Source organism: Ruegeria conchae, from assembly GCF_000192475.1.
In the GTDB taxonomy this organism is placed as follows: Bacteria; Pseudomonadota; Alphaproteobacteria; order Rhodobacterales; family Rhodobacteraceae; genus Ruegeria; species Ruegeria conchae.
The window spans coordinates 259,725-278,307 of the sequence record NZ_AEYW01000013.1 but is presented as its reverse complement, the minus strand read 5'-3'; the positions used below and the strand labels follow the sequence as shown (position 1 = coordinate 278,307).

At 55.6% G+C, this 18,583-nt stretch carries 20 protein-coding genes; 9 read left to right on the top strand and 11 right to left on the bottom strand.

Features of this window, described 5'->3' with window-relative positions; genetic code table 11:
* Positions 1-11: 11 nt before the first annotated feature.
* From G7G_RS0113265 to G7G_RS0113255, 3 genes are all read left to right on the top strand, one after another.
* Positions 12-746 (top strand): glutamine amidotransferase, encoded by a 735-nt coding sequence (locus G7G_RS0113265; RefSeq protein ID WP_010441920.1) that lies wholly within the window; start codon positions 12-14, stop codon positions 744-746.
* 72 nt (positions 747-818) lie between these two features.
* Positions 819-1,676 carry a bile acid:sodium symporter family protein gene (locus G7G_RS0113260; RefSeq protein WP_010441919.1) on the top strand — a complete coding sequence of 286 codons (858 nt, stop codon included), beginning with the start codon at positions 819-821 and terminating at the stop codon, positions 1,674-1,676.
* 11 nt (positions 1,677-1,687) lie between these two features.
* Positions 1,688-3,349, top strand: a complete 1,662-nt coding sequence (locus G7G_RS0113255; protein WP_010441918.1) for an FAD-binding dehydrogenase — start codon at positions 1,688-1,690, stop codon at positions 3,347-3,349.
* On the opposite strand, the gene G7G_RS0113250 is transcribed toward G7G_RS0113255, so the two are convergent.
* From G7G_RS0113250 to G7G_RS0113240, 3 genes are all read right to left on the bottom strand, one after another.
* The gene (locus G7G_RS0113250) at positions 3,350-4,096 is read right to left on the bottom strand and encodes a YbaY family lipoprotein (protein ID WP_010441917.1); all 747 of its coding nucleotides are present in this window, start codon (positions 4,094-4,096) and stop codon (positions 3,350-3,352) included. It abuts the gene before it with no gap.
* Positions 4,097-4,192: 96 nt separating this feature from the next.
* Positions 4,193-5,971, bottom strand: a complete 1,779-nt coding sequence (locus tag G7G_RS0113245) for an SLC13 family permease (protein WP_010441916.1) — start codon at positions 5,969-5,971, stop codon at positions 4,193-4,195.
* A gap of 91 nt (positions 5,972-6,062) precedes the next feature.
* A complete protein-coding gene (locus G7G_RS0113240; protein WP_010441915.1) occupies positions 6,063-6,875 on the bottom strand; it encodes a TIGR00282 family metallophosphoesterase in 813 nt (270 codons plus the stop codon).
* An 87-nt stretch (positions 6,876-6,962) separates the two neighbouring features.
* Here G7G_RS0113240 and G7G_RS0113235 point away from each other — a divergent pair, with 87 nt between their 5' ends.
* Positions 6,963-7,190, top strand: a complete 228-nt coding sequence (locus G7G_RS0113235) for a putative hemolysin (RefSeq protein ID WP_010441914.1) — start codon at positions 6,963-6,965, stop codon at positions 7,188-7,190.
* Here G7G_RS0113235 and G7G_RS0113230 read toward each other — a convergent pair.
* Both G7G_RS0113230 and mgtE read right to left on the bottom strand, forming a co-directional pair.
* The gene (locus G7G_RS0113230) at positions 7,187-7,759 is read right to left on the bottom strand and encodes a 5-formyltetrahydrofolate cyclo-ligase (protein WP_010441913.1); all 573 of its coding nucleotides are present in this window, start codon (positions 7,757-7,759) and stop codon (positions 7,187-7,189) included. The genes G7G_RS0113235 and G7G_RS0113230 overlap by 4 nt on opposite strands.
* Positions 7,756-9,150, bottom strand: coding sequence for a magnesium transporter (gene mgtE / locus G7G_RS0113225; RefSeq protein WP_010441912.1), 1,395 nt, complete (start codon positions 9,148-9,150; stop codon positions 7,756-7,758). Before mgtE ends, G7G_RS0113230 begins: the two co-directional genes overlap by 4 nt.
* Positions 9,151-9,289: 139 nt before the next feature.
* Between mgtE and guaD the strand changes: the two genes are divergently transcribed.
* Positions 9,290-10,579, top strand: a complete 1,290-nt coding sequence (gene guaD, locus G7G_RS0113220; RefSeq protein WP_010441911.1) for a guanine deaminase — start codon at positions 9,290-9,292, stop codon at positions 10,577-10,579.
* 65 nt (positions 10,580-10,644) lie between these two features.
* Here the strand turns inward: guaD and G7G_RS0113215 are convergent, their stop codons facing one another.
* The 3 genes from G7G_RS0113215 to G7G_RS0113205 form a co-directional block, all read right to left on the bottom strand.
* Positions 10,645-11,979 (bottom strand): 8-oxoguanine deaminase, encoded by a 1,335-nt coding sequence (locus G7G_RS0113215; RefSeq protein ID WP_010441910.1) that lies wholly within the window; start codon positions 11,977-11,979, stop codon positions 10,645-10,647.
* Positions 11,980-12,093: 114 nt separating this feature from the next.
* Positions 12,094-12,885 carry a histidinol-phosphatase gene (gene hisN / locus G7G_RS0113210; RefSeq protein WP_010441909.1) on the bottom strand — a complete coding sequence of 264 codons (792 nt, stop codon included), beginning with the start codon at positions 12,883-12,885 and terminating at the stop codon, positions 12,094-12,096.
* 44 nt (positions 12,886-12,929) lie between these two features.
* A complete protein-coding gene (locus tag G7G_RS0113205; protein WP_010441908.1) occupies positions 12,930-13,301 on the bottom strand; it encodes a helix-turn-helix domain-containing protein in 372 nt (123 codons plus the stop codon).
* Between the two features lie 336 nt (positions 13,302-13,637).
* Between G7G_RS0113205 and G7G_RS0113200 the strand changes: the two genes are divergently transcribed.
* Entirely contained in the window at positions 13,638-14,606 is a 969-nt protein-coding gene (locus G7G_RS0113200) for an NADPH:quinone oxidoreductase family protein (RefSeq protein ID WP_010441907.1), read from the top strand.
* Here G7G_RS0113200 and G7G_RS0113195 read toward each other — a convergent pair.
* The gene (locus G7G_RS0113195; protein ID WP_010441906.1) at positions 14,590-15,468 is read right to left on the bottom strand and encodes a LysR family transcriptional regulator; all 879 of its coding nucleotides are present in this window, start codon (positions 15,466-15,468) and stop codon (positions 14,590-14,592) included. The two genes, G7G_RS0113200 and G7G_RS0113195, sit on opposite strands and share 17 nt — an antisense overlap.
* A 127-nt stretch (positions 15,469-15,595) precedes the next feature.
* Here G7G_RS0113195 and G7G_RS0113190 point away from each other — a divergent pair, with 127 nt between their 5' ends.
* The 3 genes from G7G_RS0113190 to G7G_RS0113180 all read left to right on the top strand — a co-directional run bounded on the left by G7G_RS0113190 (position 15,596) and on the right by G7G_RS0113180 (position 17,299).
* The gene (locus G7G_RS0113190) at positions 15,596-15,814 is read left to right on the top strand and encodes a DUF1127 domain-containing protein (protein ID WP_010441905.1); all 219 of its coding nucleotides are present in this window, start codon (positions 15,596-15,598) and stop codon (positions 15,812-15,814) included.
* A 195-nt stretch (positions 15,815-16,009) separates the two neighbouring features.
* Entirely contained in the window at positions 16,010-16,747 is a 738-nt protein-coding gene (locus G7G_RS0113185) for a Bax inhibitor-1/YccA family protein (RefSeq protein ID WP_010441904.1), read from the top strand.
* A gap of 78 nt (positions 16,748-16,825) precedes the next feature.
* Positions 16,826-17,299, top strand: a complete 474-nt coding sequence (locus G7G_RS0113180; protein WP_010441903.1) for a GNAT family N-acetyltransferase — start codon at positions 16,826-16,828, stop codon at positions 17,297-17,299.
* Positions 17,300-17,361: 62 nt separating this feature from the next.
* On the opposite strand, the gene G7G_RS0113175 is transcribed toward G7G_RS0113180, so the two are convergent.
* Together G7G_RS0113175 and rpmG are read right to left on the bottom strand one after the other, a co-directional pair.
* Positions 17,362-17,868: a lipoprotein gene (locus G7G_RS0113175; RefSeq protein ID WP_158005272.1), complete on the bottom strand. Its 507-nt coding sequence runs from the start codon at positions 17,866-17,868 to the stop codon at positions 17,362-17,364.
* A 207-nt stretch (positions 17,869-18,075) separates the two neighbouring features.
* A complete protein-coding gene (gene rpmG / locus G7G_RS0113170) occupies positions 18,076-18,243 on the bottom strand; it encodes a 50S ribosomal protein L33 (protein WP_010441901.1) in 168 nt (55 codons plus the stop codon).
* Between the last annotated feature and the right edge of the window lie 340 nt (positions 18,244-18,583).

Below are 18,583 nucleotides of genomic sequence, written 5' to 3'. Positions count from 1 at the left end.
AAAGGCAGCGCATGAAACGCTTTCTGATCCTGCAACTCCGCCCAGAAACCGATGCTTCGGATGCTGAGTACGCCTCAATTCTGGACAAAACCGGCCTTGAACCTTCGCAAACCCACCGCATCCGGCTGGATTGCGAAGACCTGCCCGAAGGGCTGGACGTTACCGACTACGCCGGTGTGATCGTTGGCGGAGGCCCGGGTTGCGTCAGCGACGATCCGGCAAGAAAATCTACATTGGATGCCAAGATCGAGGGCGCGATCATGGGATTGATGCCTCAAATCACGGCACAGGATCACCCGTTTATGGGATGCTGCTATGGCCTGGGAATTCTCGCGGCGCACCTGGGCGGTGATGTCAGCAAACGGCAATTCGGCGAACCGGTTGGACCATCGGATTGCCAACTGACCGAAGATGGCGCGCAGGATCCTCTGACCGCTGGCCTAGTTCCGCAGTTTGAAGCCTTTGTCGGCCATAAAGAGGCCGTGCAATCCCTGCCAGAAGGCTGCGTGCATCTGGTCGCCTCGGCCCCCTGCCCGATCCAGATGATCCGCTGGGGACAAAATGTCTATGCCACTCAGTTCCACCCCGAAGCGGATGCCAAGGACTTTGAACAGCGGATTAACATCTACAAAGATCACGGGTATTTCCCGCCCGAAGATGCACAACGCCTGATCGAAATCTGCCACGCGGCGGACGTTACACAACCTGGGGAAATCCTGCGACGGTTCGCCGAACGCTACGGGTGACCCAACGGCGTTATTGCCTGATTAACACCCCCTCGCATAGGCTGGCCCGAATGACTTTGGGAGGAGTTGTTCTTGGACCTGCTCATAAATGTTGGCCTGCCGCTTTCGCTGGCCATTATCATGCTGTCGCTCGGGATCGGGCTTGAGGCCGCTGATTTTCGCCGAGTTCTTACCCGCGGATACCCATTCGCCATAGGTGCGATCAGTCAGGTTGTGTTGATACCACTGGCTGCCTTCACAACCGTCACGATGTTCGGGCTACCCGCTGAGATTGCCGTTGGCGTGATGCTTCTAAGCTTTTGTCCCGGCGGCGTAACCAGCAACATCCTTGCAAAGTTTGCCAAAGGCGACGTTGCGCTATCAGTCAGCCTGACGGCTGTGATCAGCTTGTTGTCAATTGTGACAGTTCCTATTCTGGCCGCGTGGTCCATCGATTACTTCATGGGTGAGACCGCCCCGGAAGTATCGATTGGCGCCCTTGCTACCGCATTATTCCTGATCACAACGTTGCCTGTCGCGATAGGCGTTAGTATTCGCCACTTTGCCAAAGAGTTCGCAGTTCGGATCGATAACCCTTTGTCCACGCTTGCCTCGATCCTGTTTGTGCTGATCGTTCTGGCAGCGCTAGCCGGAAATTGGCAGTTCTTCATTGAGAACCTCAGTTCGATCGGGGCCGCTTTGATCGCGCTAAATATCGCGCTGCTACTGATTGGACTTGGGCTGGCGCGGATCGCCAAGCTGACATGGGAAGAGGCGAAAACCATTTCGGTCGAAACAGGCATACAGAATTCGGCGATGGGGATTACGTTGGCGGCACTGATCACAGGCACCACAACGGGCTTCAGTCCGCTTGCCGTTCCGGCCGCAGTTTATGGTATCACGATGTATGTGGTCGTGACCCCCTTTATCCTTTGGTTCCGCAACCGCTGAAAGGAGATCAGATGGCTGATAATACAGCAGACGCGATTGTCGTCGGCGGCGGACTTGCCGGTCTGGCTGCCGCGGCAGAGTTGGGGGATCGCGGTAAGCGTGTGATCATTGTGGATCAGGAGCCGGAGCACTTCCTTGGCGGGCAGGCGTTTTGGAGCCTTGGCGGTCTGTTCATGGTCGACACCCCGGAACAGCGTCGCATGGGTATTCGCGACAGTTACGATCTGGCACTGCGCGACTGGATGGGCAGCGCTCAGTTCGACCGTGATGAGGACAATTGGCCCCGCAAGTGGGCGGATGCCTATGTCGAGTTTGCGGCAGGTGAAATGCGTCCGTGGTTGTATGACATGGGGTTGCGCTGGTTTCCGGTCGTGGGATGGGCCGAACGCGGTGGGTCATACGCCAATGGTCATGGCAACTCGGTCCCGCGCTTTCATATCACGTGGGGCACGGGCCCGGGAGTGTTGGAACATTTTATCAGACGTGTGCAGAATCATGTCAGTGCCGGTCTAATCCAATTGAAGTTCCGCCACCAAGTCAGCCATATCATTATGCAAAATGGCACAGCCAAGGGCGTATCCGGAGAGGTCCTAGCCGATGATAGCGTCCAGAGGGGTGGCAAGACCAATCGAGACGAAGTGGGCGAGTTCGAAGTCTACGCGCCTTCGGTCATCGTCACCTCCGGCGGGATCGGTGGGAACTTCGAAATGGTGCGAAAAAACTGGCCCACAAACCGATTGGGTGAGCCACCCAAAGACATGATCGCTGGTGTGCCCTTTCATGTCGATGGCCGGATGATCCCGATCAGCGAGAAAGCAGGCGGCCATGTGATCAACGGTGATCGAATGTGGCACTATACGGAAGGCGTACGCAATTGGGATCCGATCTGGCCCGCGCACGGTATTCGCATCCTGCCCGGTCCAAGCTCGATGTGGTTTGACGCGTGCGGCAATCGTCTGCAACCCCCTTGTCTGCCGGGCTTCGATACGCTGGGCACGCTGCGCGAAATCTTGAAGACGGGTTATGAGTACAGTTGGTTCGTTCTGACCCAGAAAGTGATCAAGAAGGAATTTGCCCTTTCCGGGTCCGAGCAGAACCCGGACTTCACTTCGGGCAGCTGGAAAGAGGTTATTCAACAGCGCATTCTATCCGGCTCAAAGGCGACTGGACCGGTCGAGGCTTTCAAGGAAAAGGGTGAGGATTTCGTTGTTGCCAACACGCTGACGGAATTGGTCAGTGGCATGAACCAATTGGGCGGCGGACTGATTGACGAAGCGTATTTGCGCACGCAAATCGAGGCGAGGGATTCTCAGATCGACAACCCATTCTCGAAAGACGCTCAGATGATGGCGATCCATGCCGCGCGCAATTACCGGGGCGATAGGTTGATCCGCACCGCTAAGCCACACAAATTCCTCGATCCGTCAAATGGCCCTTTGATTGCAGTTAAATTGCATGTTCTGACTCGCAAAACGCTTGGTGGGTTGCAGACCAATCTCGACAGTCAGATGATTGGCGCAAACGGCCAAGTCGTCCCCGGCCTGTTTGCAGCCGGAGAGGTCGCGGGCTTTGGCGGTGGCGGTTACCACGGATACAACGCGCTGGAGGGCACGTTTCTGGGCGGTTGCATCTTCTCGGGCCGCAATGCGGGACGGTCCCGCGCCGTGGCCTGATTACTGGTTGCGCACAAACTTCAGGACAGGTTCGCCTGCGGCGTCGAGCATAACCAGACTGTCACCGGCAACCGCATAAGTGGTTACACTTTGCAAAGCGGCTAGAAATTGATCTTCAATCTCTTCCATTTCTGGTGGGCACGCCATCAAAGTGGCAGCCATATTCTCAGGAAATTCTATGCTATTGCCGATGATTTCGGCTTGTCCGGTAAACCGATTGCAACCGCCTGTACCGCCGAACGCTCCGCCTTGAGCAAATGAAAGCTGTGGCGGGCGCTTTGCGTCCAACACCTCTCCATCTATTCCGATGGCCACCCATTCAGTGCCTTCTAGTGTCGCGGCGCTCTGATCGTGCGCCTGCACCAGTATCAGGTCTGCGGAACTGCCTTCTCCGTTGGTCAACACCGGGTGAATCGTATCGGTCGTAAACAGCAGCTCCTCTCCACGATAGATTGCACCCCGGACCGCATAGGTCATTCCTTCGTGGATCAGCGCATCATCAAACGACAACTCAAACTCTGATGGCACGCCGTTCAGAGCGTAGCGCTGCGCTGCCAGTGTCACGGCAGCCGCGTCCGCCCGCGAGATATCCTGTAATTCGACATACAGTGTTGCGTCCGGTGGCAGAGCGATCCGTTCACGATATGTCGCTGTGCCTGTCACCGATCCGGCGTGGCTCTGGCTGCCCAGCAGAGCCAATACAACTGCTCCGGCCACAATGGCCTGTCCGAGTTTTGGAAAAGGCATGATCCTATCCTCTCTCATTCGTCTTTGAGAAAAAGATTGTGGCTGGATCGCCATTTACAAGGGCAACACATTCAAGTCGGCGAAACTGTGCCAGTCTCAAAGTGGCCAGATGAACGGGATCAAGAGTGAGGCCAACAAACCAACTGTCAGGTTTAACGGCACACCAACCTTTAGAAAATCGGTGAACCTGTACCCGCCCGGCCCGTACACCATCATGTTGGTCTGATAACCGATGGGCGTCGCAAACGAAGCCGACGCCGCCACCATCACCGCAACGACCAATGGGCGTGGATCGATGCCAACTGCCTGCGCCAACGAGATTGCAATTGGTGTTACCACCACTGCAACTGCATTGTTTGAAACCAATTCGGTTAATACCGAGGTCAGCAAATACACAGCCCATATGATAAGGAAGGGCGGCAACATGCCCAGCGCGGGTGCGATCGCCTCGACAATCAGCGTCACAGCGCCAGATTTATCGAGCGCCGCGCCGATTGCGAGCATTGAGAAGATCAGCGCCAGTAATCTGCCTTCGACGAAGGAAAACGCCTCATCCGCATCGATACAGCGGGACAGCAGGACCACCGCAACGGCCAGTATAGACAAAAGCAGAATTGGAGCGACGCCCAGCGCTGCTAACGCAACGATTCCTACCAATGCTCCAATGGCAATGGGTGCATGACTGCGACGGAAGGCACGTGCCGAGGGCTGTGTCACATCAACCATGTCCATATCTGCTGCCAGCCTTTGAATATCACCGGGTGAGCCTTCAAGCAGCAGTGTATCCCCCACGCGTACAGTCAGAGCATCCAACTGGCGCCCGATATTCTGGTTTCGGCGATGCACAGCCAAAACGTAGACGCCGTACCGACGACGCAAACGCATCGCACCCAATGTTCGCCCAACCATACGGCAACCTGGCGTAATCAGAACTTCGACCGTCTTGGTTTCAACTGCCGAGACCTGATCAACCCTCTTTAATTCCTTATTGCTTTGCAGGCTCAACAACTCAGTCATCTCGGTACGGAGAACCACTCTGTCACCCACTTTCAGCGTGACACCTTTTAGGTTCCGACGTAACGACTCATCACCCCGAACCACGTCGATCAGCCGCACACCTTGGCGTTTGAACAGTTGAACCCCCGTAACTTCGCGGTCGATCAAGTTGCTTTCGGGTGGGATGACCGCCTCAGTAAAGAACTTCATCTTGGATCGGTCACTCAGCATTTCGGCCATGCTGTCGCGCTCTGGCAACAAACGCGGCGCTATGAAGCGCAGATAAACCATGCCGTAGATAACCAGAGCTATGCCCAGTGGGGTGACCTCAAATATCGTGAAGGCCGTCATGCCCTGCGCACGCGCGACGCCATCAACCAGAAGGTTGGTTGAGGTGCCGATCAGGGTCAACGTTCCCCCAAGAATTGCCGCATAGCTAAGCGGAATCAACAGTTTGGACGCCGAAACGTTCAGTGTGCGAGCGATTTGAATAAAGACCGGGATCATCACGACGACAACAGGTGTGTTCGACACCACCGCAGACGCGATGACGACAAACCCCATCAACAAACCGATGGCTATACGCGGATTAACCTGCGCCTGCTTTTGCGCCACAGATGTGAACGCATCAAGCGCCCCTGTTCGCACCAAAGCCCCCATGATGATGAACATGGCACCGATGGTCCATGGCGCAGGGTTAGACAGTACCGCAAGCGCGCTTTGATAGGGCAGTATACCCGTTACAAGCATCAGGGCCACGCCGCCAATGGCGACAACTTCGGTCGGATAGACCTCGCGCAGGAACATGATGAACATCCCTGCAACAATCATCAGCGCCAGAATTGCGCTACCCGTTTCTGTCAGTTGAAGGAATTGCATTCTTGGTATTCTGTCCGAAACCTGATCTGGCACACGCGCCTATCAGCCAGTTTCACGCATTGCATGCCACAGGGCAAGCCTGACATGCGACTTAGGGGCCTGCCTGCTGCAAACGCCCACCAACGCGGACCATCTGCACAGTTTTTGCGCTTCCGTCGCGATCATCGGTTTCGACATACACACCGCTCAGCGTTGCCTCGCCATTGGCGGGTGTGAACCGGGCTTTGGGCATACCGGTGATGAAACGACGCATAGGTTCTTGTTTGTCCATACCAATGACCGAGTCATAGTCCCCGCACATTCCGGCATCGGTCAAGTATCCTGTCCCGCCAGTCAAAATCTGCGCGTCCGCCGTCGGCACATGGGTGTGCGTGCCCACCACAAGGCTGGCGCGTTTGTCGCAATAGTGGCCCATCGCCATCTTTTCAGACGTCGCCTCGCAATGCATATCGACGATAATCGCCTGCGCCTGCCCACCGCGAGGGTGGGATTTCAGAATTGGTTCGATAGTTGAGAACGGATCATCGAACGGGCGCTTCATAAATACTTGCCCCAGTACCTGCACCACCAGCACCTTGCGTCCACCCGGCGCCGTGAACAGCCGATGACCTCGCCCAGGTGCCCCTTTGGCATAGTTCACCGGGCGCACAATGCGCGGCTCTTTCTCGATGAACTGCAACATGTCTTTCTGATCGAACGCATGGTCGCCCAAAGTGATGCAATCGGCACCGGCGTCCAAAAGCAGCTTGGCGTGATCACCACTGAGCCCCATGCCATTGGAAGCATTCTCGCCGTTAACCACGACGAAATCCAACCGCCACTCCTCGCGCAAACGCGGCAGGTGCTGTTGAACGGCGGCGCGACCCGAGCGCCCCATGACGTCGCCAAGAAATAATATCCTCATGCCATCCGTCCTAAGTGTGGTGCAACACAAGCACAAGTGATTAAACTGTCACCATAAACCGCAAATAATATTGGTTAGGAGAAACTTATGACCCGCCATCTTATTATTGTTACCCTGCTCGCCACCCTCGCCGCGTGCGATCAGCCAGCCGGGCAATCAACTGAACTGGCAAACCCGGCGGCGACTTTTTGCATCGAACGGGGCGGCACGTACAATATTCAGGATGGCGACGGCGGCCAAACCGGGATCTGCACCCTGCCAGACGGAACCAAACAGGATGCCTGGGACTATTTCCGTGCTGAGCACACGGGCTAGGCCGAAAACGTCAGCACGCGGCTTTCTGTGATAACCATATCCAGAGGTTGGTCCGTCGGCTCAAGCGGCAGCTCCTCCGCCTCTTGCGCATCGAAGGCAAACCCGATCGCCAATGTCGGGCGCTTGCCGCGCAACACCTCTAGCGTGCGATCATAGAAGCCACCGCCATATCCCAGACGACCACCCTGAGCATCAAACGCAACCAACGGCACAATCAGGATTTCGGGATCAAAATAATCGTCGATCTCGGGCACCTTCGCACCAAATGGTCCGTCTTTCAGCGCGCCTTCCGGAGTCCAACGCGAAAACCGCAGCGGCTTCCCGGCGGCCTGAATGACGGGTACGCCGACGGCTCCGTAAGCGGCTGCTTCGGCCATTGCCGGCAAGGGGTCGATCTCGGTTCGGATGGGCATGTATCCTGAGATGGGAACACCTCGGTGTCCGGCCAAAACCTCGGACAAACGTCCTGCAGCACCCGGTAGGCGCGTTTCAAACGCCGCCTTTCGGCGTGCAAAAGCCGCCTTTCGGGCCGCAGCTTTGATTTCGGTCAGATCGGTTGTGTCGGTCACAGTAGCACCATGCTGGCAAGCCCCAGAAAGATGAAGAACCCCATGACGTCCGTCGTCGTGGTCACAAAGGTTCCAGATGCCAGTGCAGGGTCGATCCCCAAACGATCCAGCACCACCGGTACTACCGTACCTGCAAAGCCTGCTATGATCATGTTCACGACCAGCGCCGATCCAATCACGACACCCAGCAACGGAGAATCAAACCACATCATCCCAACGGTTCCCAACACGATGGCAAAGCATAATCCGTTGAGCATCCCAACCAGTAATTCGCGACGGATCACGCGCCACACATTCGAACTCGTCAGGTCACGTGTCGCCAGCGCGCGTACAGCCACTGTCAGTGATTGAGTTCCAGCGTTGCCTCCCATCGATGCGACAATCGGCATCAGGATTGCGAGTGCAACAAGCTGATCGATCGCGGCCTCAAACTGCGAAATAACCAGCGAACCGCAAATCGCGGTGACCAGATTAACACCGAGCCATGGCAAGCGCCGTTTACTGGTTGCCGCTACGCTATCGGACAAAGAACTTTCGTCCGAGACACCAGCAAGACGCATCATGTCTTCTTCATATTCTTCATCCAACACCACCATCGCGTCATCAATGGTAATGACGCCAACCAACCGCCCATCCGTATCCACAACCGGGGCCGAGATCAGATGGTATTGGTTGAACGCATAGGCCACATCCTCTTCGTCCTGATCGACAGGGATGGTGTGGAATTCTTCCTCGGCGAGGTCATGCAAGGGCACCTCTCGCCGGGTCGCCATCAGCTTTCCCAGTGTAACCTGCGCAACGGGCTTCAGCCGCGGGTCAACAAGGACCACATGATAGAACTGTTCTGGCAGATCATCATTGGCCCGCATGAAATCAATGGCCTGCCCCACCGTCCAGTGCTCGGGCGCCATGACGACTTCGCGCTGCATAAGACGACCGGCGGAATTTTCGGGGTAGGACAACGCCTGCTCAGCCGCGACTCGTTCAGAGTCTTCAAGCGCATCAAGGATCGTCTCTTGTTGCGGCTCTTCGAGATCCTCGAGCAGATCAACGACATCGTCGCTTTCCATGTCCCGAACAGCTTCGGCCAAGACATCCGGCTTCAGAACATCGATCACTTCTTCCCGGACAGATTCATCCAGTTCTGAAAGAATATCCCCGTCAAATTCCTTATCGTACAACCGGATCAGGCTCGCCCGGTCAAAGGGGCTGATCTGTTCCAGAAGGTCGGCAATATCAGCCGCATGTAGCGGCTCCATGAGCTCGATCAGCTTGGCGCGATCTTCGACCTCCACCGCATAGAGGATGGCTTCGACGGTTCGCGGGTCGAGCGCATAGGCGTCCTCGTCCTGGGGCTGATCGGGTCTGGCTTCGTCACTGCCTGTCGTCATGCGCTGCCCCTTTTTTCCTGCCGATTGACCCTAGATAGAAGAAGCAGCTACCGGAAAACAATGACAATGGTCCAATTTACCCACATCTTTTGCATCCCTATGCTGGATAGCGGCCCCAAACAGGCGGAGAACACAGCAGATGGCGCAAAAGACGCTTTTGAAGGGACGCGTGCTCAGCTTCAACGGATCACCGTTCGAAGGCGAACCCACAGACGCGACCGAACTACACGAAGCCGTATTGATAGAAGATGGTCGCATCGCAGCATTGGGATCCGCGTCCGATCTTTCTGTCGCGCACCCCGAGGCCAAAGTTAAGGATTATGGCGACAAGCTTATTTCGGCGGGCTTTGTGGATCCGCACGTTCACTATCCGCAAACCGCAATGATTGCGAGTTGGGGCAAGCGGCTGATCGACTGGCTCAACAGCTACACGTTCCCGGAAGAGATGAAGTTCGACGATCCAGTCTATGCCGCTGAAATTGCAAGCAGATACCTCGATTTGACGACAGCACACGGTACGACGACAATGTGCAGCTTTTGCACTATTCATCCCGAGAGTGTTGATGCGTTTTTCTCGGCAGCAATTGCGCGAGGTCAACGGGTTGTCGCCGGCAAAACCTGCATGGATCGAAATGCACCCGAGGGGCTGCGTGACACCGCACAGACCGGGTATGACCAGTCCAAGTCACTGCTTGAAAAGTGGCACGGGGTGAATCGCATATCCTACGCCATTACACCGCGTTTCTCGCCGACATCGACACCAGATCAGTTAGAGGCCATGGGCGCACTTTGGGCGGAGCATCCCGAATGCCTGATGCAAACCCATCTCAGCGAACAAACCGACGAAATTGAATGGGTGCGCTCTCTGTTCCCTGAGGCGCGCGACTATTTGGATACATATGAGCAGTTTGGATTGTTGGGTGGAAACGGTCTCTACGGTCACGTGATCCATCTGGAGGATCGCGAACGTGACCGCTTGCGCGAGGTAGATGCAGCTCTGATCCACTGCCCCACGTCCAATACGTTTATCGGTTCTGGTCTGTTCGACATGAACGGCCTGATCCGCGAGGGGCACCGGGTTGGTCTTGCCACCGATACAGGCGGTGGTTCCAGCTTTTCGATGCTGCGCACAATGGCCGCAGCGTACGAAATTGGTCAACTGCGGGGTCGTCCGCTACACCCTTCGCAATTGCTTTGGCTTGGAACGGTTGGATCAGCTCAAACTTTGCGGATGGATGATCGTATCGGCAATATTGCGGTGGGTATGGAGGCGGATCTGGTGGTATTGGACCTTGCCTCGACTCCGGCCATCGCCCAACGCGAAGCACATGCTGATGATCTTTGGGAAGCGGTGTTCCCGACCATAATGATGGGGGATGATCGGGCTGTTGCCGAGGTCTGGATCGCCGGGCGAGCTGTTACTGGATGATGGGAATGGGCCAATGGCCCATGCCTCCGGCGGGGATATTTTCAGCCAGATGAAGAGCGGATCCGCTATTCTGCCAACGCGCTTGCCAGACGATTCTGAGTTTCCATAGCCTTCGGCAGGTCAATCGTGACGATCTGGCCGTCGCGCACAACCTGGCGTCCCTCGACAAACAGGTGTTTGACACGCGTTGGTCCGGCCAGAAGGAGCGCAGCTGGGTCCCAACTGCCTGCACTTTCGATGCCGCGTACGTCCCAAATGGCTATGTCAGCGCGTTTGCCGGGCATAAGCCTGCCGCAATCGGGCCGATTCAACACTTTCGCCCCGCCACGGGTGGCGATTTCAAGCGCTTCGCGGGCTGACATGGCGTCAGCGCCATTTGCAACCCGTTGCAAAAGCATGGACTGACGCGCCTCGGCGATCAGATTGCCGCTGTCATTGCTGGCTGAACCGTCCACACCCAGCCCGACATGCACGCCTAGGTCGCGCATCTTGCGGACTGGCGCGATACCTGAGCCAAGGCGGCAATTGGAGCATGGGCAGTGCGCAACACCAGTTCGGCTACGCGCAAATAGGTCGATCTCGGAGCCATCCAGCTTGACGCAATGGGCGTGCCAGACATCCGATCCGGTCCAGCCCAGCTCCTCTGCGTATTGGCCGGGCCGGCAACCGAACTGATCTTCAGAATAGGCGATATCTTCATCGTTTTCTGCCAGATGAGTATGAAGCATTACGCCTTTATCGCGCGCCAGAAGCGCGGCATCGCGCATCAGGTCCCGACTAACCGAGAACGGTGAACACGGCGCCAGACCAACGCGACACATCGAGCCTTCTGATGGATCGTGATAGGCATCCACCACGCGGATCATGTCCTCCAGAATGGCTTGCTCGGCTTCGACCAGAGCATCAGGAGGCAATCCACCATCACTTTCGCCGATACTCATTGCCCCGCGCGTCGGTTGAAAACGCAAACCCAACTCCGACGCGGCATGGATCGTATCTTCAAGTCGCGCACCATTGGGATAAAGGTAGAGGTGATCAGAACTGAGCGTGCAGCCAGACAGCGCCAACTCTGCCAGACCAATCTGAGCAGAGATAAACATCTCTTCAGGTCCAAAGCGGGACCAGATGGGATAAAGTGTTCGCAACCATCCAAATAGCAACGCATCCTGCCCACCGGGCACCGCGCGTGTAAGGGTTTGGTAGAGATGATGATGGGTGTTCACCAGACCAGGGGTAACAACACATCCGGCGGCATCATGTATTTCACCCAGGCTGGTCAAACCATGGCCAATCTGGGCAATCTTTCCGTCCCGAACCAACAGGTCAGCGCCCACAAGCTCTTGCCGATCATCGTCCATCGTCACGATAATGTCGGCATTCCGGATCAAAATTTCTGTCATTTTAGCACTCCCGCATCCTGCCCGTCTCATGCGTGGAGTATTGGGCTGGTGGAAAACGGGCGTAAGAACCAGCCGCGATCAGTTTAAAGCCGCATGGGGGGTGCGGCAACCCGTTTAATATTGCTTCAAGATTTCCAGCGCCGCCGCATGAATCTCAGCATTGGCTGCTGCGAGGGCACGCCCGCCATTATGGGCTGGATTGCCCTGCCAATCTGTCACAATACCACCTGCGGCTTCGATCACCGCGATTGGGGCTTGGATATCGTAGGCATTCAACCCAGCCTCGACCACCAGATCTGTTTGCCCTGCAGCAAGTAGCGCATAGGCGTAACAATCCATCCCATAACGCGTCAGCTTCGTTTTCTGAGATACCGCCTTGAAGGCAGCCGCCTCAGCCTCGGTACCGACCTCAGGAAAGGTCGTGAAGATGATCGCCTGATCCAAAGATCGCGTATTCCGCGTCTCGAGTTCCGCACGCCCCATAGGGCCTTTGACAAAGGCGAGCTCTTTTTCTCCAATAAAGCGTTCACCGATATAGGGCTGATCGATTACGCCAAGCTTAGGTCCAGTCTCATCGCTCAGGGCAATCAGAACACCCCATGTGGGCGTACCACTTATGAATCCGCGCGTACCGTCGATTGGGTCCAACACCCAAACCCGTCCGCTCACCCCCTCGGAATGGCCGAACTCTTCCCCTAAAACGCCATCCTTGGGCCGGTGAATGGCCAGCACCGCACGCATCGCCTTCTCTGCTTCGCGGTCAGCTGCAGTCACAGGATCAAACCCGGCATCGAGCTTGTTGTCCGTCTTCAGGTTAGATTGGCGGAAAAACGGAAGAATGGCCGCCCGCGCCGCGTCGGCCATTTCTTCGGCAATCTCTAGATCACTTCGTAGGGTGTTTTGCATGGCTTACCCGTGCGACGGGCACCCCGCGAAGTCAAGCGATTGTATTAGGCGACGTCGCTCAGCACGCGCGCCAGTTCAAACAAGCGGCGACGCTGATTTTCCGGTATCGCATAGTACGAGCGAACGAGATCAAGCGCTTCTTTATCACCCATCAGATCTGCAGGAACTGATTTTTTGTCAGCCTCTGCTTTCTGAGCTTCTTCAAGGCCTTCAAAGAAAAAGCTGACCGGAACATCCAATGCCTCGGCAATGTCCCACAAACGCGACGCGCTTACACGGTTGGCACCCGTTTCATATTTTTGAATCTGTTGAAACTTGATACCAACTTGCTGCGCCAACTGCTGCTGGGTCATGCCAATCAGCCAGCGGCGATGCCGGACGCGTTTGCCCACATGGACATCGACGTGATGGGTCATTGGTAGTCTCCTTTACACAAACACCTGTCCGGGAAACCGCAACAGCAGCCGTCACCGCCAAGTTAGCGGGTCGCTGCTTAAGAACTTCCTAACTAGGATCGTGCCCCCCGAACAGCACCATAGAACAATAATATTGCCGCAATCGATTCTTTTTTCAAGACGGTTGAATCCAAGAATATGGACTGTTGATTATGGTTGAGTACCGGGATCATCACATCTGTGTATGTTCGGAGACAACAAATTAGACCAGACACCTGTTTGAGAAGGGTGTTTGATTGGAATTGACAAAACGCGCGCGCTCTCCGCCTATGTGCCCTAAAATACCGGAGAACACTGATGCTGGCATTTCGTATCAAAACCAAGGGAGCAATGGCGCAAATTTGCCAAATGCCCGAGCCGACACCAGCGGAAAATCAGGTGCGCGTATCCATTCGGGCCTGCGGGCTGAACTTTGCCGATCTTTTGATGCAGAAAGGCTCCTATCAGGATACACCCGGCACACCGTTTACTCTGGGTATGGAAATTGCAGGGGTCGTTGCCGAAGTCGGAAATAGTGTTACGCATCTAAAACCAGGTGACCGCGTCGCTGTTTTCTCTGGTCAGGGCGGCCTGGCCGAATCTGGTGTCTTCGATGCTGACCGGGTTATTGTCATCCCAGACACAATGAGTTTCGAAGACGCTGCCGCCATTCAGATCGCCTATGGCACCAGCCATATCGCGTTGGAGCACCGGGCACGCCTACAGGCCGGCGAAACGCTGCTGGTGACCGGAGCGGCTGGCGGCGTTGGGCTGACCGCCATCGAAATCGGGAAACTGATGGGGGCGACCGTCATCGCGCAAGCGCGCGGCACCGACAAATTGGCGGTGGCGCAGCAGGCCGGTGCGGACCATTTGATCGATGCGGATGAGAATCTGCGTAACCGCGTTCGCGTCCTTGGCGGAGCCGACGTGGTCTATGACGCCATCGGTGGTGACGTTTTCAAGGCTGCGTTCCGCGCCACGAATCCCGAGGGCCGCCTATTGCCCATCGGCTTTGCGGGGGGTGAAGTTCCTCAGATTCCGGCCAACCATCTTTTGGTTAAAAATCTCAGTGTGATTGGCGTCTATATCGGTGGTTACCTGAAATTTAAGCCGGAAATCGTTCACAATAGTTTCAGCACTCTGTTTCGCTGGCACTCAGAAGGACGGATTAAACCTCATATCAGCCACATCCTGCCTTTGCAGGACGCAGCCAAGGGATTGGAATTGCTGCGTGATCGCAAATCCACCGGTAAGATCGTCATCCAGATCAACTCGCCACTTTGAGGGGGCGCGCACTGGGGTGTGAAAAGTTTTGCCGCAGGAGATTTGCGAGCTCAGCCACATATTCCTCGCGCACTCTTTCAGCACCATAAAGGTTGATGAACTGCACCGGCAGGTCCGGAAGGACCCCAGCATGGTCGATCAGTTCCTGATGGTTGGGCTGTGTCCCCTCCAACAGTACACCCACCGCCAGATCAGCACTGACTGTTGCTTCGACCGTACGGTCTGAGTCGCTGTCGATGCTCATGTCCCATTCGATCCCAGCGTCATCCAACGCCGCGGTCGCAACCGGACGGAAGATGCAATTGCGGCAAAACCCCAGCCGCAGAGGCTGTTGTCGCCAGGCGGACCCGTTCAGAGCTCCGACCCAGCGCAGTGGCATATGATACAAGGTTTCAGCCCCCTCGCCCGCTCCCGATTCCGTGGTTACGATCAAATCAAAACCTCCGCGCGCAAATTCCTCCTTCAGGTGACGCGTATTCGAGGTAACCAAGTTCACGTTCACGCGCGGGAAGCTGGCATTGAAGCGCTTTAGGACACGGGGGATGAACGGATGAACGACATCATGCGGCACCCCCAACACGACCTCTCCTTCAAAAGCCTGATCAGTAAGCCGCCCGATCACCTCATCATTCAACGCAATCATCCGGCGCGCATAGGCAAGCAGTTGCTCGCCGGACGCGGTCAGCGCAATGGTTCGACCGGATCGATCCAGCAGCTCCAGCCCGAGTAGCTCTTCTAACCGCTTGAGCTGCATGGAAACAGCAGATTGCGTGAGATGAAGAAATCCAGCTGCGCGGGTAACGCCGCCGTGATCAGCGACCGCAACGAATGAACGAAGCGTAGTGATGTCCAGATTTCGCATCTTCAAGATTCCTTATGGGTAACGTCAAAAACATTCATTTTTAAAATATGTCAGAATGCCCCATATAGATCAAGGAAATTGATTGAAGCACAGTGTTTCATCAGTCAAGCATGAAAGGGCAATACCCATGACCCATCTAGCCATTTCGACTCTGCGTCGCATCAAAGGTAAATCGATTGGAGACCGCCTGCTCAACATGTTGAGCCTTTCGCGGCAACGGCAAAAACTGGCTCAGCTTGATGATCGCGCTTTGGAAGATATCGGAATCACCCGCTCCGAGGCACAAGCCGAGGCTTCTCGTCCTATGTGGGATGCGCCTGACTACTGGTACAAACACTTGTATTAATTGGACAATAGAAGAAATCTGGCGGCATTAGGGACTGCGCCGTCAGGTTTTTTGCACCAGTCACCAAATTTGCCGACAGTTTTGCTGAGTTTTGGAGTGAAAACCCTTGAAACGAAGGCCGTACTCTCCGATATTTAGTGGGAAATCGGCCTGCGATCGCAGGCTGAGCACAGAATATTGAAGGGAGACCCTTAGATGGCACAATTCGACACGATCCGGACGGCGTCCGGCGCGCGCGCTGCCGAGATTGATGAGGGCCTGCGCGCCCATATGAACAAAGTCTACGGCACAATGTCCGTAGGTATGCTGATCACGTTTGCTGTCGCTTGGGCCGTTGGCTCAAGCCCGCAACTTCTGTCGATCTTCCGTGACCCAGTCACGCTTAGCCCTAATATCCTGGGCTGGATCGTAATGTTCGCACCTCTTGCAATGGTGTTTGGCTTTGGTGCCGCCATCAACCGCCTTTCGGCGTCTGGTGCGCAGCTGTTCTTCTATGCATTTGCAGCCGTCATGGGCCTGTCGCTGAGCTGGATTTTTGTAGCCTTCACCGGCATCTCGATCGCTCAGGTATTCCTAGTGACTTCGATCGCATTCGCGGGCCTGTCGCTTTACGGATACGTCACTAAGAAAGACCTGTCCGGCATGGGTACTTTCCTGATGATGGGCGTGATCGGTCTGATCGTCGCGATGGTCATCAACATCTTCCTGCAATCGCCTGCGATCATGTTCGCTGTGTCGATCCTGGGTGTTCTGATCTTTGCGGGCCTGACCGCGTATGACACTCAGAAGATCAAAACGACCTATCTGCAGATGGCCCATGCGGGTGACCAGGAATGGCTAGGCAAGGCGGCCATCATGGGCGCACTGAACCTGTATCTGGACTTCATCAACATGTTCATGTTCCTGCTGCAGCTGCTTGGTAATCGCGAATAACGCGAACCTCATACTCACAGCCAAAGGGCGGGTCCGAAAAGACCCGCCCTTTTTGTTTGGATAATCGGAGGACCATTGATGTCCATCGCCACCATTTGCCCGTCACAGGCGCATCGTTTGCTGCCATTACTTCAACAGGTGCATGACCTGCACGTTCAGAACCAGCCGCAGCGATACGCGCCTTTGCCAGATGACAAGGAAGTTGTTTCCTATCTTTCAGAATGGCTCAGCCATGACGCAGTGGTTGCATTGGGCTATGAGGAGAATCAAATACTGTTGGGATATGCGATTTTTGAGCTTGAGAGGCGTGCTGCGACACCTTTTCGCCGGGCGGAAACACGTGCGATGCTGCACCACATCAGCGTCGATGCCAAGCACCGTCGGAAAGGAATCGGATTAGCCTTGATAAACGAGGTTCGCGCACATCTGCTTGCTGATGGCGGAGATGTTTTGGCCACGACCTATGCAACCTTCAATACGCCTTCAGCTGAATTGATGGCGCGCGCCGGGCTAAACCCCGTGATCAGTTTCGCTGAATGGCGCGTTGAATGACGGCGAAAAAGAAAACCCCCACCAAATTGGCGGGGGTACAAAATGGTTTGGTACTTTGGCAATCAGCTACAGTTCAGCGGCACCGCAAAACCAGAGCTGCGCTTGGACGAGCCTTTGCGGTAAACATCTCCAGCGGGCAAGCAACCGGTAAAGCGCTCGGTCCGAGCTCCGAAGTTTGCACCGATGGAATTGTCCACGCGAGTGTCCCCTTCTTCAGTTCGCAACACACCAAACAATGTCCCGTTCACACTGACCGTGCTCAGCAGCAGATTAGTGCTCTGGCCTGACAGTTGAACGGCGCTGGTATCAGTGCGCCCACCATTCTCGATAGCTACTTTCGCCATCTTGGAAAGCTCGGTCTGATCAGACGAAACCTGAACTGTCGGCAACTTGGCGAGCTCTGCCGGGATGTTGGTTGCAGGTTGAACAAATGCCGCGGCTCCTTTCACATCGGATACCGTACGCGGTTCACCATCTATCCCGGTGAAACCAACACCTTCGCGGTTAAACGGATCTTCGCAGGCTGACAGGGTCAGAACTGCAAGGGCGGGTAACAAGATTTTTTTCATGGCGGTCAACATTTTGGAAAGAGTTGCTGAAGCGTAGCGGCATGGAGTGCGTAAAAGCAAGCCGCCCTCACCCAGAACACCCGAGGGGCTGATGCGCCCCTGCAACGCCCGTGTTTCGCACCGACGCGCTGTGGGACGCCTCAAACCAACAAAAAAGGACCCTGCATCGGCAGAGTCCTTTTTCAAAAATTCAAGTCAGAGGGCAGATTACTTGATCTTGCCTTCTTTGTACTCGACATGTTTCCGAGCAACCGGATCGTATTTACGAATGGTCATTTTCTCGGTCATGGTGCGCGCATTCTTTTTGGTCACGTAGAAGTGGCCCGTGCCCGCGGTCGAGTTCAGACGGATCTTGATTGTCGTCGGCTTCGCCATGGTTATCTCCTGCGTCCGAAAAGGCAGGGGCCTTTCGGTTGAATCCTTATGAGCGTGCGCTTTTAACTGCTCGTACGCCCAAGTCAACCAGATTCGCCGTGTTCCGGGAACAATTCCCTACTCCGCCTCAACGGGGTGTCGCTTGGTGTGTTCACGAAACTGTGATAGGGTCACCGTGACCAAAGAGTCCGTGTTGCGAACATGGGCAAAATCTGACCGGGACTATCGTCCGGCACCCTACACCACTCACGTCAATAGTATCGCCCGGGTTACCCGGGTGTTCCTGAATTGCAGGCGTCTCAGCAAGCAATCTGGCCATGGAACCGGCCAGTCGGATGGT

What these genes read in the sequence shown, in the direction of transcription:
- G7G_RS0113180 (WP_010441903.1), top strand. Translation starts at nt 16,826, where the DNA reads ATGTCCATCGCCACCATTTGCCCGTCACAGGCGCATCGTTTGCTGCCA.
- G7G_RS0113240 (WP_010441915.1), bottom strand. Translation starts at nt 6,875, where the DNA reads ATGAGGATATTATTTCTTGGCGACGTCATGGGGCGCTCGGGTCGCGCC.
- rpmG (WP_010441901.1), bottom strand. Translation starts at nt 18,243, where the DNA reads ATGGCGAAGCCGACGACAATCAAGATCCGTCTGAACTCGACCGCGGGC.
- mgtE (WP_010441912.1), bottom strand. Translation starts at nt 9,150, where the DNA reads ATGACGACAGGCAGTGACGAAGCCAGACCCGATCAGCCCCAGGACGAG.
- hisN (WP_010441909.1), bottom strand. Translation starts at nt 12,885, where the DNA reads ATGCAAAACACCCTACGAAGTGATCTAGAGATTGCCGAAGAAATGGCC.
- G7G_RS0113190 (WP_010441905.1), top strand. Translation starts at nt 15,596, where the DNA reads ATGACCCATCTAGCCATTTCGACTCTGCGTCGCATCAAAGGTAAATCG.
- G7G_RS0113185 (WP_010441904.1), top strand. Translation starts at nt 16,010, where the DNA reads ATGGCACAATTCGACACGATCCGGACGGCGTCCGGCGCGCGCGCTGCC.
- G7G_RS0113200 (WP_010441907.1), top strand. Translation starts at nt 13,638, where the DNA reads ATGCTGGCATTTCGTATCAAAACCAAGGGAGCAATGGCGCAAATTTGC.
- G7G_RS0113250 (WP_010441917.1), bottom strand. Translation starts at nt 4,096, where the DNA reads ATGCCTTTTCCAAAACTCGGACAGGCCATTGTGGCCGGAGCAGTTGTA.
- guaD (WP_010441911.1), top strand. Translation starts at nt 9,290, where the DNA reads ATGGCGCAAAAGACGCTTTTGAAGGGACGCGTGCTCAGCTTCAACGGA.
- G7G_RS0113235 (WP_010441914.1), top strand. Translation starts at nt 6,963, where the DNA reads ATGACCCGCCATCTTATTATTGTTACCCTGCTCGCCACCCTCGCCGCG.
- G7G_RS0113215 (WP_010441910.1), bottom strand. Translation starts at nt 11,979, where the DNA reads ATGACAGAAATTTTGATCCGGAATGCCGACATTATCGTGACGATGGAC.
- G7G_RS0113255 (WP_010441918.1), top strand. Translation starts at nt 1,688, where the DNA reads ATGGCTGATAATACAGCAGACGCGATTGTCGTCGGCGGCGGACTTGCC.
- G7G_RS0113175 (WP_158005272.1), bottom strand. Translation starts at nt 17,868, where the DNA reads ATGAAAAAAATCTTGTTACCCGCCCTTGCAGTTCTGACCCTGTCAGCC.
- G7G_RS0113205 (WP_010441908.1), bottom strand. Translation starts at nt 13,301, where the DNA reads ATGACCCATCACGTCGATGTCCATGTGGGCAAACGCGTCCGGCATCGC.
- G7G_RS0113245 (WP_010441916.1), bottom strand. Translation starts at nt 5,971, where the DNA reads ATGCAATTCCTTCAACTGACAGAAACGGGTAGCGCAATTCTGGCGCTG.
- G7G_RS0113265 (WP_010441920.1), top strand. Translation starts at nt 12, where the DNA reads ATGAAACGCTTTCTGATCCTGCAACTCCGCCCAGAAACCGATGCTTCG.
- G7G_RS0113195 (WP_010441906.1), bottom strand. Translation starts at nt 15,468, where the DNA reads ATGCGAAATCTGGACATCACTACGCTTCGTTCATTCGTTGCGGTCGCT.